The 16,921-nt window shown below is 39.0% G+C and carries 10 protein-coding genes; all 10 read right to left on the bottom strand.

Going from position 1 to position 16,921, the window contains the following annotated elements; genetic code table 11:
• Positions 1-15: 15 nt before the first annotated feature.
• Positions 16-1,632, bottom strand: coding sequence for a RagB/SusD family nutrient uptake outer membrane protein (locus F5613_RS14560; RefSeq protein WP_179400306.1), 1,617 nt, complete (start codon positions 1,630-1,632; stop codon positions 16-18).
• 18 nt (positions 1,633-1,650) lie between these two features.
• Entirely contained in the window at positions 1,651-4,920 is a 3,270-nt protein-coding gene (locus tag F5613_RS14555) for a TonB-dependent receptor (RefSeq protein ID WP_179400305.1), read from the bottom strand.
• A 372-nt stretch (positions 4,921-5,292) separates the two neighbouring features.
• Positions 5,293-6,282, bottom strand: a complete 990-nt coding sequence (locus tag F5613_RS14550) for a FecR family protein (RefSeq protein WP_246303430.1) — start codon at positions 6,280-6,282, stop codon at positions 5,293-5,295.
• 133 nt (positions 6,283-6,415) lie between these two features.
• Entirely contained in the window at positions 6,416-6,994 is a 579-nt protein-coding gene (locus F5613_RS14545) for an RNA polymerase sigma-70 factor (RefSeq protein WP_179400303.1), read from the bottom strand.
• Between the two features lie 349 nt (positions 6,995-7,343).
• On the bottom strand, positions 7,344-8,948 hold the full coding sequence (locus F5613_RS14540) for a SusD/RagB family nutrient-binding outer membrane lipoprotein (RefSeq protein WP_179400302.1): 1,605 nt from the start codon (positions 8,946-8,948) through the stop codon (positions 7,344-7,346).
• A gap of 30 nt (positions 8,949-8,978) precedes the next feature.
• Positions 8,979-12,380 (bottom strand): SusC/RagA family TonB-linked outer membrane protein, encoded by a 3,402-nt coding sequence (locus F5613_RS14535; protein WP_246303429.1) that lies wholly within the window; start codon positions 12,378-12,380, stop codon positions 8,979-8,981.
• Between the two features lie 202 nt (positions 12,381-12,582).
• Positions 12,583-13,563: a FecR family protein gene (locus tag F5613_RS14530; RefSeq protein WP_179400301.1), complete on the bottom strand. Its 981-nt coding sequence runs from the start codon at positions 13,561-13,563 to the stop codon at positions 12,583-12,585.
• A gap of 122 nt (positions 13,564-13,685) precedes the next feature.
• A complete protein-coding gene (locus F5613_RS14525) occupies positions 13,686-14,228 on the bottom strand; it encodes an RNA polymerase sigma-70 factor (protein ID WP_068179427.1) in 543 nt (180 codons plus the stop codon).
• Between the two features lie 214 nt (positions 14,229-14,442).
• On the bottom strand, positions 14,443-15,510 hold the full coding sequence (locus tag F5613_RS14520; RefSeq protein WP_179400300.1) for a GDP-L-fucose synthase family protein: 1,068 nt from the start codon (positions 15,508-15,510) through the stop codon (positions 14,443-14,445).
• The gene (gene gmd, locus F5613_RS14515) at positions 15,510-16,661 is read right to left on the bottom strand and encodes a GDP-mannose 4,6-dehydratase (RefSeq protein WP_179400299.1); all 1,152 of its coding nucleotides are present in this window, start codon (positions 16,659-16,661) and stop codon (positions 15,510-15,512) included. Before gmd ends, F5613_RS14520 begins: the two co-directional genes overlap by 1 nt.
• Between the last annotated feature and the right edge of the window lie 260 nt (positions 16,662-16,921).

The raw sequence follows: 16,921 nt of genomic DNA, 5'->3' as shown, positions 1-16,921 counted from the left end.
TATATAGTTTAGACATTAATAACCTGGGTTCTGAGTCAAAGCCTTATTCAAATCAATTTCCTTCTGAGGAACAGGATACAAATAATTGTGATCTTCGTATGAACTACCTGTAAGAATAACATTTTCTCCTTCGTAAAGGGTACAATTTAAACCATCAGCTGATATCTTGTATTTTAAGCCCTTGAACGGAGCATTTAATACTTCTTTAGCGATACCCCAGCGACGGATATCCCATTGGCGTTTTCCTCCTTCCAAAGCAAACTCAACACGCCACTCGTTACGGATACGCTGACGCAAAGCATCTTGCGTTCCACAATAAGTAGGAAGAGCACTATTGGTTTTCTGCAATGCTGGAAGACCCGCACGCTTACGTACACGATTTACTGCTTCGAAAGCACTGTCATCAAGCGGAGAAAGTTCATTCTTTGCTTCAGCATAAGTCAATAGAACTTCGGCAAAACGTATTACATGCCAATCCTTACCCATATCCCATCCATCAGATTGAGGATCTATACTTGGATCAAGCCATTTCTGATCATAATAACCGGTTGCTGTTGCATCGTTATGCTGACCAATACCTGTACTACCACTTGATTTCAGAGGTGCAACTTTAATTGTAGTACCATACATTACTTCGCCATCATGAAGCACGGTAGCTTCGAGACGGGAATCACGGTTTTTGAAAGGATCCTTTTCATTATATAAAGGAGACTGACTGATTGGAGCTCCATCCACACATTCGAATGCGTCGACAAGACTTTGAGTAGGATTAATACCTCCCCATCCTTTTGTAGGGAAACAACCCCATCCAATAATATAAGTGCCATTGTCTTTTGGCTTAAACTGACGAACCAATACGGCTTCACTACAAGCCTCCTGGCTTTCCCAGAACAATTCGGCATATCTGCCTGTACCTTCGGCATCAAACAATTCATATTGATTCAAGTCCATCACAGCCTTCGAAGATGTAGCAGCCACATCAAATTTTCCATAATAAAGAGCGGCTCTTGCCTTCATCGCTAATGCGGCACCTTTTGTAATTCTGCCATAGTTATCATCAGACCATGTTTGGGGCAACTTACTAATAGCATAATCAAAGTCTTGCATAATCTTGGCATACACTTCGGCACGAGGGGTACGTGTAATACCTTCCATCTCATCCAATGCTAAAGCTTTATCAATATAAGGAACATCTCCAAATGTCTGAATTAAACCGAAATACACATATCCCCGTAAGAAACGGGCTTCGCCAATGGTCGCTTCTTTATCTGCAGCGGGATAATTTTCTATTAGTTCTATTTTTTCCAGAAGAACATTGCATGCACGAATCCAGGCATAACTTGAAGCCCATTCGGTATCAGCAGCATCATAAATCCCTTTCGATACGTTTCCAGCAGCCCACTTGATACCATGTACCGCATTATCGGAATTAATATCGCCATCAATATCACCGGCGTCACCACCTGGCAGTGCTTTGTAAATATTGGCTACAAACATTTCGGCATCCTTAGGAGTCTTCCAGAAACTTGCATCAGACAGTTCTTCCTGCGGATATTTATCAAGGAAGTCGCTACAAGAGCTAAATCCCATCATTACAGCAAATAAAGCTATATATAAAATATTCTTTTTCATATTCAATTATTCCATTGTTTAAAATGAGACTTTTAATCCTAAAGAAACTTTCTTAACATTTGAGTAGAAAGCACCTCTATTGGAAGAAGGAGCTTCGGGGTCAATTCCGTCAAGACCAGTAAATGTCAGCAAATTCTCACCAGACACAAATACTTTTACTCTATCGATATTTAATTTATCCAGAATTGATTTTGGCAGATTATATCCGAATGATACATTCTTTAAACGCACATATGAAGCATCCTGCAACCAGAAAGAAGAGGTCTGGAAGTTGATCTGTGAATCTTTAGTAATGCGAGGATATGATGCATCCATATTAGTTGGAGTCCAACGATCCAGGTGACGTTCCAAAACTTTACCACCATTAAAGAATGAATAAGCAGCTTCGCCGGTATAATATCCATCAACATCAAATGCTCCCTGGAAGAACAAGGACAAATCAAAATCTTTATAGAAGAAATTCGCACCAAATCCAGCAGTCCATGAAGGGAAATTCTGACCGATAACCTTGCGATCGTTGGCAGCATCAATTTTACCATCCTTGTTTAAGTCGGCATATTTAATATCTCCCAGTTTTTCTTTACCTGTACGTTTAGCCTGTTTAGCCAGTTCTTCATCAGTATTAAAGAATCCGATGGCTTCGTAACCATAGAATGTACCAATTGGCTGACCTTCAAGATACCAGTACTTGCTGTCATCAGGATTAGGACCTTCAGTTCCACGCATGTCAGTTATTTCATTCTTTACATATGCCAAGTTGAAATTTAACGCATAACTAAAATCTTTGTTTACGCGATTATTATGGAATACACTTAAATCGAAACCTGTATTTTGTACACTACCGGCATTCTGAGCAGGCCCATCCATACCCAATATCCCCTGAACCGGAAGATACAAAAGCATGTCGTTTGTAACCTTTTTATAAGCTGCAAGTTCAAATCCTATCTTATTATCAAGGAAACCGGCTTCTAAAGCAGCTTCATAATTTGTTACTGTAGCCCATTGAAGCAGGCTGTTTACATAACGAGATTCTTTAGCAGTAGAATACAAGGTGTTGCCAAACATATAGGTATCATAGGCATACGTTGAGATGGAAGGATAGATATCATCATCTTTCAACTCCTCATTACCTGTTTGTCCCCAACCTAAACGTAACTTCAGATTACTAATCCAAGTAAGGTCAGATTCTTTCAAGAAATTTTCTTCAGAGATTCTCCATCCTGCCGAGAATGCCGGGAAGAATCCCCAACGATTACCTTTGGGGAAGCGAGAAGATGCATCTGCACGGAAATTGGCTTCAAACAAATATTTATTACTGAAATCATACTGAGCCCGGCCAAAATAAGACTGACGTGCTGTTTCATGACCCCCGTCGTTATTTGTCTGAGATGATTTATCCAACGTGTTCAACGACTCCATCAAGTCATCGTTGCCTCCACCTTTACGGGTAGCTTCTAAATACTTATATTTATAATCCACCTGCTCAAATCCACCTAACAGACCCACTGAATGATTACCAAATGTTTTATTGTAGTTGATCAACACCTGAGAGGTATACCAATTCCAATCATAATTTTTAGCGTAACCTTCACGATCTCCTGAACTAAAAATATTTGAACCCGAACCGTATGTTAAATGCTTTTTAAAAGCATCTTTGTTTCTCATGTCATTGCGGACAGAAAATACCCCCTTCACACTTAATTCAGGAAGAATTTTTACTGTAGTTTGGAAAATGGCATTTAGCTGTTGATTTGTTTCTCTATAAAAACCAGTTGTTCCTCTGTGAGCCACCGGATTATTAAGGCCTACAAAACTATAATCTCCTTGTTCAGTAAACACAGAAACTGTTGGTCTTAGACGGTTGCAGTACTGAAGCAATGATGAGTAACTTTCGTATCCATCGTTAGCAACACCTCTGTAACCCGAAATATTTAAACCTGCAGACAGCCATTGGGTGATTTCAGATTCAATATTTGTACGAATATTATATCGTTGGTACTTGTTTTGTTCTACCAAACCATTCTGTTGAGTATAGCCTATTGATGCATTATAGCTTGTTTTTTCCGTACCTCCGCTAAGAGATAAATGATGCATCTGCTCCATTGCCGTTGACTTGAATGTTTCGTCATACCAATTTGTATTTGGATGTCCTAAAGGATCTGTTCCATTTTTGTAAAGCTCAATATCCTCAGCAGAATAAGGAACTACTGCATTAGGGTTTTCATTTAATACAGCTTCATTATACAACATTGCGTAGTCTGCTGATCCTAAGAACTTAAGTTTGGCTGTTGGAGATGTCCATGCCACAGTTCCTGAATAGTTGATTTTTGCAGCATCTCCCTTTTTACCCTTCTTTGTTGTAATAAGAATTACCCCGTTCGCAGCCTGTACTCCATAAATTGCGGCAGAAGAAGCATCTTTAAGAACGGTAAGAGTAGCAATATCAGAAGGGTCAAGCGTATTCATACTTCCCGGCACACCATCAACTATAACCAGTGGGCTGGCAGCATTGATTGAGTTCTTGCCACGAATGGTTATTGAACCGGCTTGTGCTCCCGGAGCTCCTGAAGACTGAATAGCTGTTACACCTGGCATTTGACCTGCCAAAGCAGCAGAAACACTGGATACAGAACGAGACTCCAATGCCTCAGCATTTAAAGTAGCCACCGAACCTGTCACGTTAGCCTTTTTTTGAACTCCATAACCTACAACAACCACTTCATCCAACGTTTTTGAATCTTCTTTCAAAAATATCTTTGTCCCCTTAACCTGAGAAGCTGCCATTTCCAAAGGCATGTAACCAATGTAACTAATCAAAATTATATCGTTAGGGGAAGAAACTGACAATGTGAATTTACCATCCATATCGGTAACTGTTCCATTAGTAGTCCCTTTTACAACAACATTCGCTCCAATAATTGGCTCATTAAATTTCTGATCCATTACAACACCCGAAATTGTTTGCTGTTGTTGCTGAATGGCAGCAGGTTTATTACTTAAAATAATCTGCTTGTCTTCAACACGGTATTGAACATTTGTGTTATCAAACACTTGTTTTAATACACTTTCAATTGATTTATCTTTTGCATTAACGTTTACTTTTCTGTCAACATTAACCAACTTGCTGTTGTATAAAAAGAAAAAATCAGAATTCTCTTCTATTGTGTTAAGTACTTGCTCTACAGAAGCTCCATTTAAATTTAATGAAATTTTAGCAGATTGCGAGTAACTCATTTCTGCATGTGCCTGAAATAGAAAAGCAAATAACAATACAGTTGTTATTTTCATTGCCATCGGAATTTTTAGTAATAAGTCTAAATAAGGCCTAAAACTTTTGTTGGTAATAAAATTATTCATAAATTCATGCGTCTTTTTAAATTAGGTTTATCAAATAACTTAATTGTGTTTTGCCGTACGTAAGGTGAGATTTTCGATACGGCATTGAATAGATCTTACGGGAGAGTAGTAACAAGCTACTTTCCCGTTTGTTTTGATTTTTTATGTTCCTTCCTCCATTGCATTAGTTTTTCATTAACAAATAAATTCATTTAATAAGATTAATAAGTTAACAAGAAAAATATTTTTCTTAAACTTTCTAACTGGACGAAGTAAGGGTAGGTTTACCCTATAAAAAAGAATAATTTTAACATAATTTTTATTTTATTTATACTCTCGTATAATTACGCGACGTTTTGCGTAAGTAAAATCTGCATTTTTTTCAGGCTCAATAATCTGACAACGGATAGGAGCCGATTTTTCAAGTAAACTTAATATCTCCGGGAGTGTTTCTGATGTAAAAGTCGCTGAATATTCATATTCGTGTAAAGTTTGTCCATGCAACTCTATTAAAACGTTAAAGTGACGCGAAAGTTTTTTTACAATTTCATCAAAGCCTGCTCTTCTAAATACCATTTTCCCTTCTCTCCAGGCTGTATGCACATATACATTGGTTTCTGATACAGAAATCTCTCTAGTCGTTTTATTTAAAACCGCGCTTTCTCCGGCCTTTAATGTAAAAACATTATCAGTATTATATTTTCTTACGTCAACATTCCCTTTGGACAGAATCGCTTCTATCCTATTATCATCTACATAGGCAGATACATTAAACTCGGTTCCATAGGCACTTACAGTCATCCCCCCCGGCACTATTACATCAAACCGATTCTTTTTATCCGATTTTACTTTAAAATAAGCCTCTCCTTCAAGGCAAACAGTTCGGCAATTCTTTAAAAACTGACGAGGATAAGATATCTTACTACCTGCATTTAACCAAACAACAGAGCTATCGGGTAGTAATATTTTGGACACAAGCCCATTCGCTGTTTTAAATTCAATCTGTTCCGGATATAAAACATCTTTGCTAACAGAATCATTCATGAAATAAACAGTTAGCATAATCAGAGGGATTATAAGCAAGGCTGCAACTGTCCGAGAAAGGTTCCAAAGCTTTTGCCGGAAGGAAAGGAAAGCTATTTGCTTAGACATTTTAGCCCAATGAGCATCTGTATCAACTAAACGTTGCTTTTTAAGATTCTCCGTTGCCCTCCAGACAAAACTTATGTCTTTAATTTCCTTACGAAACTCTGGAGAATTTGCAGCTAACAACTCCAAAGCATCCGCTTCTTCTTTTGAAAGCGTTCCTTCCAAGTAAGATATTATATGGTCTTTCGTTATTTCCAAGGTATATTTATACAATTAATTTAATATTAGACGAAATAGCAACAGCCTTACCCTATTTACAAAATATGTTTTATTGAACATTAACATAAAAAAGATAAAGTCAGAAACAAAATAGTAAAATCAATGGAAGATAATCCTTAAGCTCTCGGCGCATCAATTTTAACGATTTACTCATATACAATTCAACCGTTTTAACAGAAATGTTCTGCTTCTCCGCAATCTGAACATATGTATAACCTTCAAAGCGATTCATTTCAAAAACCAAACGTAAGTTATCGGGTAATTGTTCAAGGGCACGCGTGATCATTTCTTCCAGTTCTAATGTTGAATAAATATCATCCTGATAAGTAAGCCACTCTTTGGTAGCTTGGCGTTCCATGTAAGAGTATTCAACTTCTTTTTTCCGAAGGTAATCAATGCAACTATTCTTTACAGTTGTTACTAATAAATTCCGAGCAGAAGAGGTAATCTCTAAAGATTTGCGGGTTCTCCATATCTTTAAAAAAGTATCTTGAACTATATCTTCACAGTCTTCTTTATTATCAATATATCTTCCTGCAAAAACACAAAGAGATGGAAAAAAGCTGTAAAAGAGCGTACGAAAAGCTTCGTTGTCGTCTTTCAAAACAATCCTCCAAAAAAGATTATCTATGGATATTTGACTGGAAATATCAGTCATACAATAAGATATATATCATTTAGTGCCCCCTATGTATTGGCGTTTTTAGTGCAGCGAAAATAAACATAATACATGACCTGAACAAATAATCGAAACAATTTAACGATATATCCTTTAAAACTCAACAGGAAGCTTTCTAAATAAGTCATATCCAGAATCAACTTATAGAAAATAAGACGTTAAGTCAGTAATGAGTTACTCAATATCTTACCACCTAGGCTTACGTATATGATTCAATAGTAAGAAAATGAAATGTGCTTATTTATAAGCTAAAAAAATAAGACAGGTGTCCGAAAGTTGTAATTACAACTTTCTAACACCTGTCCTCAATACTATTTATTTCATATTATCACTTTACATCCCACCAGATACGAGAGGTAAAGGTATCACCATCACTTAATCCACTAACAGCAGCATCATAATTTTTTGTATTAACCTGAGATTCTGTTGACGGATATGCAAAACGGCGGGGAATAGAACCTTTTGTTGCACTTAATCCGTAAGGATTTGCGGGGTCGTATGTAGACTGTAAAGCCGGATATCCGGAACGGCGCCAGTTTGAAAAACTTTCATACTCATCACAGAAACAGTTAATCCAGTATTGAGTGTTGATCTGTTCCAATGTACCATCAAACGGATTTGCAGTCAGGTAAGTATTGATAGCTTCCGGTGTAACATATTGCTGATACAATTTTGTTGCATTAGGGAACTGAGCAAACTGTTCCATAGCCGCACGTACTCCATTTTCGTAATATGTCTTTGCATCACCACTCACCCAACCACGAACAGCAGCTTCAGCTAATAGTAATTGAGTTTGTGCATATGTTACGATAAATGTTGGAGAAGTAGGATCTGAATAGGTATATCTATTCGGAACAGAATACTTGCTTTGGTAGTTTTGAGGATCAAAATTCACAATTTTCTTACCAATATACCAAGCACTGTTCTTGCTGATATTATATCCACCCGGGAGTCCCTGTTGTACTTCCGGATTCGTATTTCCAAATTGGTATCCGGATTTCTGGATAGAAATAGAAGGATCTTCACATACGGTAGCGATCAAGGCCAGACGAGGATCTTGCTTGTTCTTTAATTCGTTGACAAACTTTTCGCTTAAGAAAAACTCCTTGTCTTCGTGTGCAAAGATCTTTGCGTATGGTTCTGCAGAGTCATTTGTTGTAACACCTCCCGGATGATCAAGCTTAACATTTTCACTGTTTGAGGTAATCAGGCCATTAGCCACAGCTTTCTTTACCCAGGTTTGTGCCGTTGACGGATCAACTTTTGAAAGACGCATAGCCAGACGTAGCATTAATGAATTTGCAAATTTCTTCCATTGCGCTGCATTACCTCTGAAATAAACATCGTGGTCTCCCATTTTAGCAACACCACTACCTAAATTTGCCTGTGCTTCATCCAGTTCTTTCAACATATCCATATAGATATCCTGTTGCTTATCGTACTTCGGATAAGAAAACTCTTTCGGACGTCCGGCTTCAGAATAGGGCACATCACCATATAAGTCGGTCAGGCGATGCATTGTATATACACGCATAACACGAGCCATATTGTAATCAATGGAATAACCTTCTTTATCTTTCCACAAATCCAAAACGGTAGTTACATCACGAACAGCACCACGGTCGCCGGCATATATCCCATCCCATAAGGCACCTGAATAGCCATCACTGTAAGCATACAATCCATAATTCCACCACCAATCAACGGATGTGAGGTGCTGCATCCACTGACCGCTTAAAATACAACCGTTACGCCAAACATCCCAGTCTGAACCTAATGCCTGATGTTGCGCATTGGAAAAGACCATCTCATAAGGGACATTCCCTTCATTTATGTGTTCAGGATCAATATTTACATCAGCAAAGTCGCTACAACTTGTGGAGGTCGCAATAAGAGCAAACGCAGCTAACGTATGTTTTATATATTTGTTCATACTATTATTTATTAATTAGTTTATTGGAAATTAAAATTTAACATTCACATTGAATCCGACGCTCCTTGTTGCAGGATAACCGTTCAACTCCAAACCTTGTCCGTTTGAATTGTTATATGCAGATTCCGGATCGATATTATCTGTGTGTTTAACGATCGTCCAAAGATTACGTCCCACCAGAGAAACATTCAGTCCTTTTACTGCTTTAATCTTACCCAATAAGGTCTTAGGGAATTCATAGCCGATAGAAAGTTCGCGCAACTTCAGGAAGCTGGCATTGTAAACAAACTCTTCAGCAATGTTATTGCTCGTAATCCCTTGGTAATAAGTCTGAGCATCTACTCCTACTGTATTAGGTACATAGTTGCCATTACCGTCATCCATCACACCAACACCCACAATATTTGCATTGGGTTCTGCCGATGTACGGCCAACCAAAGTGTTCTTATGTAAACCTTCGCTAAATAATGAATAGTTTGTTCCGGAAAACAGCTTAGCACCAACTTTAAAGTCCAAAAGGAAAGCAAGTGAAAAATCTTTATATTTGAAACTGTTGTTCCATCCACCGGTCAATTTATAAACACCATTACCCAGGCTTGACAATTTATCGTCTGCTTGCGCAATACCATTTTTGAAAACGATATTTCCTTTATCATCACGTTTATACTTATGTCCAATCAGTTCACCATAAGAAGAACCTACTACGTTCTGTACACTTACGTTACCAGAGCGTGAAGATGCTCCGTCAATCTGTAACTGAGCCACACCACCTAAATACTTCACTTCACTATCGTTATATGCAAAGTTTAAAGTTGTGTTCCACATAAAATTTGAACTTTTAACCGGCACTACATCAACCATGAATTCGAATCCCTGGTTTTGTATTTCGCCCACGTTCATTACCTTAGATGTATAACCCGATGCACTTGAGGTTGAAACGACTGCAATATCGTCTTTGGTGTTTTTACGGTAATAGGCCATGTCGAATGACAGACGATTTTGGAAGAACGCTACATTCAATCCAACTTCCTGTTCCGAAATACGAACTGGTTTCAGGTCCGGATTAGGATATTGGTTGTTGTTATTTTGGGTAATCGTATGTTGTCCGTTAATAGTATAATCTCTTAATTTATACAACAATAGATTCTGGTAAGCAGCTGTACCATTTGACGCTGATGCATATGAAGCACGAACTTTTCCAAAAGTAAACCAATCCGGTGTTTCAAAAGCATCTGAGAAAACCCATGACAGAGTGGCTGACGGATAGAAATAATGGTTATTAGCCGGAGATAAAGTAGAGAACCAGTCATTACGTCCGGTCAGGTTCAAAAACACCTGGTTTTTCCAGCCAAAATCGGCTGTTCCATAAATGGAGTTAACCTGATATTCCGTATAGTTTTTAGCAGCACGTTTATCTCCCAGATTATTAACAGACCATAATCCATCAATAATAAACGGACGACCGCCATCAGAAGGGATATATTGTTTCGTGATGTTACGTTGACGGTTACCACCAAATGTTGCAGCAACAGACCAATCATTGAATTCTTTATTAAATCCAACCAAATAGTTCAAGTTAATTTCAGAATACGATTTTGAGTATTCTGTCATCCAACCCGAAGGGTCAGCAGCCGCACCAACTGGCTGTACTTGTTTGAAATCTAAATTATAACCATCACGTTGAACAGCTCCCTGTACATACAGCCAATTTGTAATATCCCACTTCAGGTTCATAGAACCTGTAAGACGATTCTTATTCATGTCATTGGTCTTTCTGTACTGCAACCAATAGGGATTGTTAAAATAAACATTTGTACCTCCCAGCAATTCAGATCCGGATTCTGAAGTACCCCAGTTACTTGTAGCGCTACCACGTTCCAGCCAACGGATGTCAAAAGAATTACCCCGGTGAATTAAAGAAGCATTGGTATTACCATTGCCATCAGACAAATTAGAACGTCCATTGAATTTCTCAAATACATAGTTTGCATTTACTGCTAACTGCAAATTAGATAAAAGATCGTAAGTAGTATTCATATTAATACCCTGTTGATTACTTCCAGAGTTTGGCAGAATACTTTGTTCATACACATTTGATATACCAAAACGATACGCAATTTTATCTGCCGATCCGCTGATAGATACAGAGCTGGCATTATTGATACCGGTACGATAGAAACTATCCCAATTGTCTACATATGAATATTTATAGGTGTCTCCTAAGAAGTTTACAGCGTTACCTCCATCTAATGCTTCACCCCAGCTGGTCATTTCCGACGCTTTGGCCGAGATAGCGTCTGTAGGACGGCTACCGTAAGTTCCCTGACCAAATACCTTCTGGTAATCACGATAATCATATATCGTATTGAAAGTTAAGTTATTATTAAATTCAATGGTAGTAGGTTTTCCTTTCTTACCTGATTTTGTAGTAATCAATACTGCACCATTACCTCCGCGATAACCGTACAGAGCAGATGCAGCAGCACCTTTTAAGACTTGAATTGACTCAATATCATCGGCGTTAATATTATTCAAACCATCTCCCATATCCATACCACCCCACTGACCGGCACTTCCAAGATTTGAATTATCAAAAGGAACACCATCAACTACGTATAAGGGCATATTGTTTCCAGTCAAAGATGCATTACCGCGAATAATCACACGGCTGGAACCACCAGATCCTGTAGCATTACCAGACACACTTACTCCGGCAATCTTTCCGGATAAAGCATTTCCCAAGTTTGGATCACGAGCCATGGTGAAATCTTCACCTCCAACCAAAGTGGTTGAATATCCTAACGAACGTGACTGACGTTTGATACCTAAAGCAGTTACAACCACCTCGTCCAATTTCTGCGTATCTTCAATTAAGATGACATTGATTTGCTTCTGGCCCTTTGTTGCTACTTCCTGATTAATGTAACCCATGTAGCTGATTTGCAAAACTGCATCTGCAGGAACTTCCATGCTGAAATTTCCATCTAAATCGGTTATTACACCATTTGTAGTTCCCTTAATCAGGATATTAGCTCCAATAATTGGCTCTCCTGATTTATCTTTTACCACCCCACTTATTAAGTGACCACTCTGTGGTACTGATTGGATTCTGTTATATGTATTATCGTGATTTCTGGAGTTAGTAAGCACTATGTGGCGGTCTTTTATAGAGTACTTTAAACCCGTTTGTGATTTTACCTCTTCAAGTACCTCCTTAATATCGGAGTTTTGTTTGTCAATGTTGACAATCAAATCCTTATTTACATCGGCAACATTATAAAAAAACAAAAACTCAGTTTGTTTCTCAATTTTTTTCAAGACACTTTCCAATGTTTCGTTTTTTGCCGAAATGGAAAGAGTCGCAGTTTGGGCATACGTGGTAGCAAAAGCTTGAGAAAAACCCATTATTAGCAATAAAATTGTTATTTTCATGATTTTTATAGTTCTTTTTAGCGAATTAAAAATAACTATATGCTGGTTATTCATATATTTGAATGTTTAAAAATTAGACAATATTCCGGGGCACGGAAGTTTAATTGAAACACACAATCCAGAAGGGGGAATCCGGCAAGATTTCCTCTTCTTTTTTTACACCTAACTTGTATTCATTTCTGCTTTATTTAAGATTAACGAATTATTCACTAATTATTACAACTCTGTCATTTATCTCATATTTAATTGGAATCGAAAGACTTATCACCTCCAAAATATTATTCACACTTTGTCCTCTGTAAAATGTTCCGGTAAATATTTTCTTATTCAGATTTTCAGACTTTACGTCAAAAGTTATACCATATACATGACTTAGTTTATAAAATATCGCTTTTAGAGTTTGTTGCGAGAAATAATAATAACCGGTTGTCCACGAAGTAAATCTGGAAGCATCTACATTCGCTATTTCTATAACGTTTCTTATATTATTATACGTAAGTTGCTGATTCGGTTTAAGAACCGTTTCTTTAGCATTATTTCCGGTTGTAAGCCTTACTGATCCCTCTACCAACGTTGTTGTTAACAAAGAATCCGATGGATATGCCATAACATTAAACTTGGTTCCTAAAGCTTCGATACTCTGATTTTTTACTTTCACAATAAATGGTTTACTCTTTTGTTTAGCTACATCAAAATAGGCTTCTCCTTCCAAATGAACAACACGGTCTTTCTTTCCATAATCCGAATCATAAAAAAAGGTCGTATTAGAAGCTACAGTTACAATAGTGCCATCCGGCAACTCCACTTTATCTGCCATTATACCATCTCCGCCAACATATTTAGCCGTAAATTTCTCGGTGTGTGGATTCAGAATATAATTAACAGAAAGCGCAATCAAACCAGCAAAAAAAGCAACAGCAACATAAGAACCAAATCTTTGAAACTCAATACCCAGAAACTTTCTTTTCTTATTTTTAAGTAGCAGGCGTTGCCAACTTTCATTGATATCAATTGTTTTTCTTCCGGCAGATGATTTGCAAGCATCATAAATGGCTTTAGTTTCAAAATATAGTTTTTTGTTTTCGTCATTCTCATTTACCCAGGAATAAAATGAATCCATCTCCTTCCTTGTAAGTTGACTCTGCAAATATCCTATAATTAAATCATGATACTTATCTTCCATTTTCATCCGAATTAGACTGGTTACTTTGCTGTATTTACTATGTAACGAATGGCGAAAGAAAAGTACTCACTAAAATTATTATTTTTTTTGCAATTCAGGAAAGAATGAATAATAGATTAAGATCAGATGATAAACAGATAGACAAACAGATTACTACATTTCTTACGTAATTGTTGTAACGAACGATACAATTGGTTTTCGACGGTTCGGACGGATAAATCCATTTGTTCCGCTATCTCAGAGGCTTTTAAGCCCTCAATATAAGATAAACGGAATATTATTCTACTCTTTTCAGGAAGTTCGTCTATTTTCTCAAGTAAAATATTAAGAATGTCCTGAGTCATAAACAGTTCATCAGAGGCTTCAAAGAAATCCAACTCATCTAATTTAAGCTGAATCATCCTGTTATCAATAATCTCCTGTTCCAGATTGATACGACGTAAAGAATCAATACAAGCATTTCTTACCGAAGTATATAGAACCCGTTTCAACTCATCCTCAGGCAGAATAAAGATTTGCTTATCCCATAGTTTAAGAAAAACATCCTGTACAATATCCTCTGCAAATAGTTCAGAAACAAATTTTTCGGCAAACCGCAGCAACATTGGACCATATTTAAGATAGATATGTTGATAATAGTATGTTTTTTCATTCCTAGCATTCATGTTTCAAATATAAATGTTTTTTTTACTCTAAGAATTCTATTCGTTGAATCAAGCTATAGGGTCCAATTTAATTTGCAGGGCTTCACACAATGACACATTAAAATAAAGTATCATTTTGTCATCACCATTAAAAAGCAAAGCATCTTTAGGGAGACACGGATGAAACGAAACTATTAAACAAGTATCGCTCCATCCAATATCTGCCTGAAATATATTAGCTGATATACCAGCTGTACATCTTGTCAATTCCTTCTTGTATCTCTATCTGATGACGCCATCCCAGGGCATTGAGTTTGGATACATCGGTGAGTTTCCGCATCGTACCGTCGGGCTTGTCGGCATTAAAACGGATCTCTCCCTTATAGCCCACCCTTTGGGCAATAAGTTGAGCTGCCCCGCCAATGGATATCTCCTTCCCTGTTCCGATATTGATATGACAATTGCGTACCTCGGGGCTTGTACCCTTCAGGTCGGCAAAATCCACCTTCTCCATAATGAAAACCGAGGCATCTGCCATCTCTTCACTCCAGAGGAATTCACGCAAAGGCTTGCCGGTACCCCACAATTCCACAAATGAATCGTGGATGCCATACTTGGCCAGCTTATCCAGGATATCACGCTGATTGGATTGTCCGGATATACCTTCCACCGGCAGGCGGTCCAGATCCTTGCGCAGGGCGGTCCAGTCCCCCTGCAACAGACAATGCCCCAGATGAATCTTGCGGATCATGGCCGGCAGCACGTGACTCTTCTCCAGGTCGAAGTTATCGTTGGGACCGTACAGGTTGGTGGGCATCACTGCAATATAGTTGGTGCCATACTGCAGGTTGTAACTTTCGCACATCTTCAATCCGGCAATCTTGGCAATGGCATAGGGCTCGTTGGTGTATTCCAGCGGACCGGTAAGCAGTGCTTCCTCCTTCATGGGTTGGGCCGCATCCCTGGGATAGATACAGGTGCTTCCTAAAAACAGGAGCTTCTTTACACCGTGACGGAAACTTTCGCCTATTACATGCTGCTGAATCTGCAGATTGTCTGCTATAAAATCGGCACGGTACACGTTATTGGCCATAATTCCGCCCACCTTGGCAGCGGCCAGAATCACATACTCCGGCTGTTCGGCATCAAAAAAAGCCTTTACCGCAGCACCGTCCAGCAGATCCAGTTCCCGGTGGGTGCGCCCCACCAGGTTGGTATATCCTTTTGCTTTCAGGTTGTTCCAGATGGCCGAGCCCACAAGTCCGCGGTGACCGGCCACATATATCTTTGCATTCTTATCCATTACTCAAAGTAATTTAAGGTACGGTAACCGCCCTCTTTCAGATACGAATCCTTCTTCATGCCCTTCACATCGCTACGCATCATATCTTCCACCAACCCTTTGAGGTCGTATTTAGGCTCCCAGCCCAACACGGTCTTCGATTTGGTAGGATCGCCGATAAGCAGCTCCACTTCTGTGGGACGGAAATAGGCCGGGTCTACCTTTACCACCGTCTTGTCCATCAGCTCCAACGCCTTGGCTAGGTACGATTCGCCCACACTTTCCGCAAAACGAGCCGGATCGATTGCCGCAACAACCCCAACTTCGTCTACTCCTTCGCCGCTGAATGCAACGGTAATACCCACCTCGGCAAAAGCCATACGTACAAAATCGCGTACGGTGGTGGTTACACCGGTGGCAATCACATAATCCGAAGGCTTGTCCTGCTGCAGGATAAGATGCATGGCACGCACATAATCCTTGGCATGACCCCAGTCACGTTGCGACGAAAGGTTACCCAGATACAACTCGTGCTGCATATCCAGCGCAATCTTGCTCACCGCACGGGTAATCTTGCGTGTAACAAAGGTCTCGCCGCGCAATGGCGACTCATGATTGAACAGAATACCGTTGCTGGCGTGCATATTGTAAGCCTCGCGGTAGTTAACCGTAATCCAGTAGGCATACATCTTAGCCACCGCATAGGGCGAGCGGGGATAAAACGGGGTAGTCTCCTTTTGTGGAATTTCCTGCACCAGACCATATAATTCGGAAGTAGAGGCCTGGTAGATACGTGTCTTATCGGTAAGTCCCAATAAGCGAACGGCTTCCAGAATACGCAAAGTACCCAGTCCGTCGGCATTGGCAGTATATTCCGGCGTATCGAAGCTCACCTTTACGTGGCTCATGGCTGCCAGATTATATATCTCGTCCGGTTGTACCTCCTGTATGATACGGGTGATATTCATGGAATCCGTAAGGTCTCCATAATGAAGGATAAGGTTTCTGTTTTCCACATGCGGATCCTGATATAAGTGGTCGATACGATCCGTGTTAAACATCGAAGCGCGGCGCTTTATTCCATGCACCGTATAGCCCGATTTCAATAAATACTCTGCCAGATAGGCACCATCTTGTCCGGTAATACCGGTAATTAAAGCTACTTTGCTCATAATAAATTAAATTCTATTGTTTTCCAATCACCTTTAAAGGGCTCAAGAGGTTGCAAAATAAGCGATTTATTTATAAATAAACGAAAAATACAGTTGTGAATATTCGATTCATCCAATTATAGCCCTACGGAGATAAGCAATTTACTTCGGATTATTAGCTGCTTTCATGTAAGGTATTAGTTGCTTTCATTAATACAAGTATTTGTTCAACAGCTGTCTGCTTTGCGTTCAACAGTTGTTCAATGCAAGTTATACAGCTG

It is taken from the genome of Macellibacteroides fermentans (assembly GCF_013409575.1).
Classification (GTDB): domain Bacteria; phylum Bacteroidota; class Bacteroidia; order Bacteroidales; family Tannerellaceae; genus Macellibacteroides; species Macellibacteroides fermentans.
Note: the sequence above shows the minus strand (reverse complement) of the source record. Positions and strands in the feature narration are given on the sequence as shown.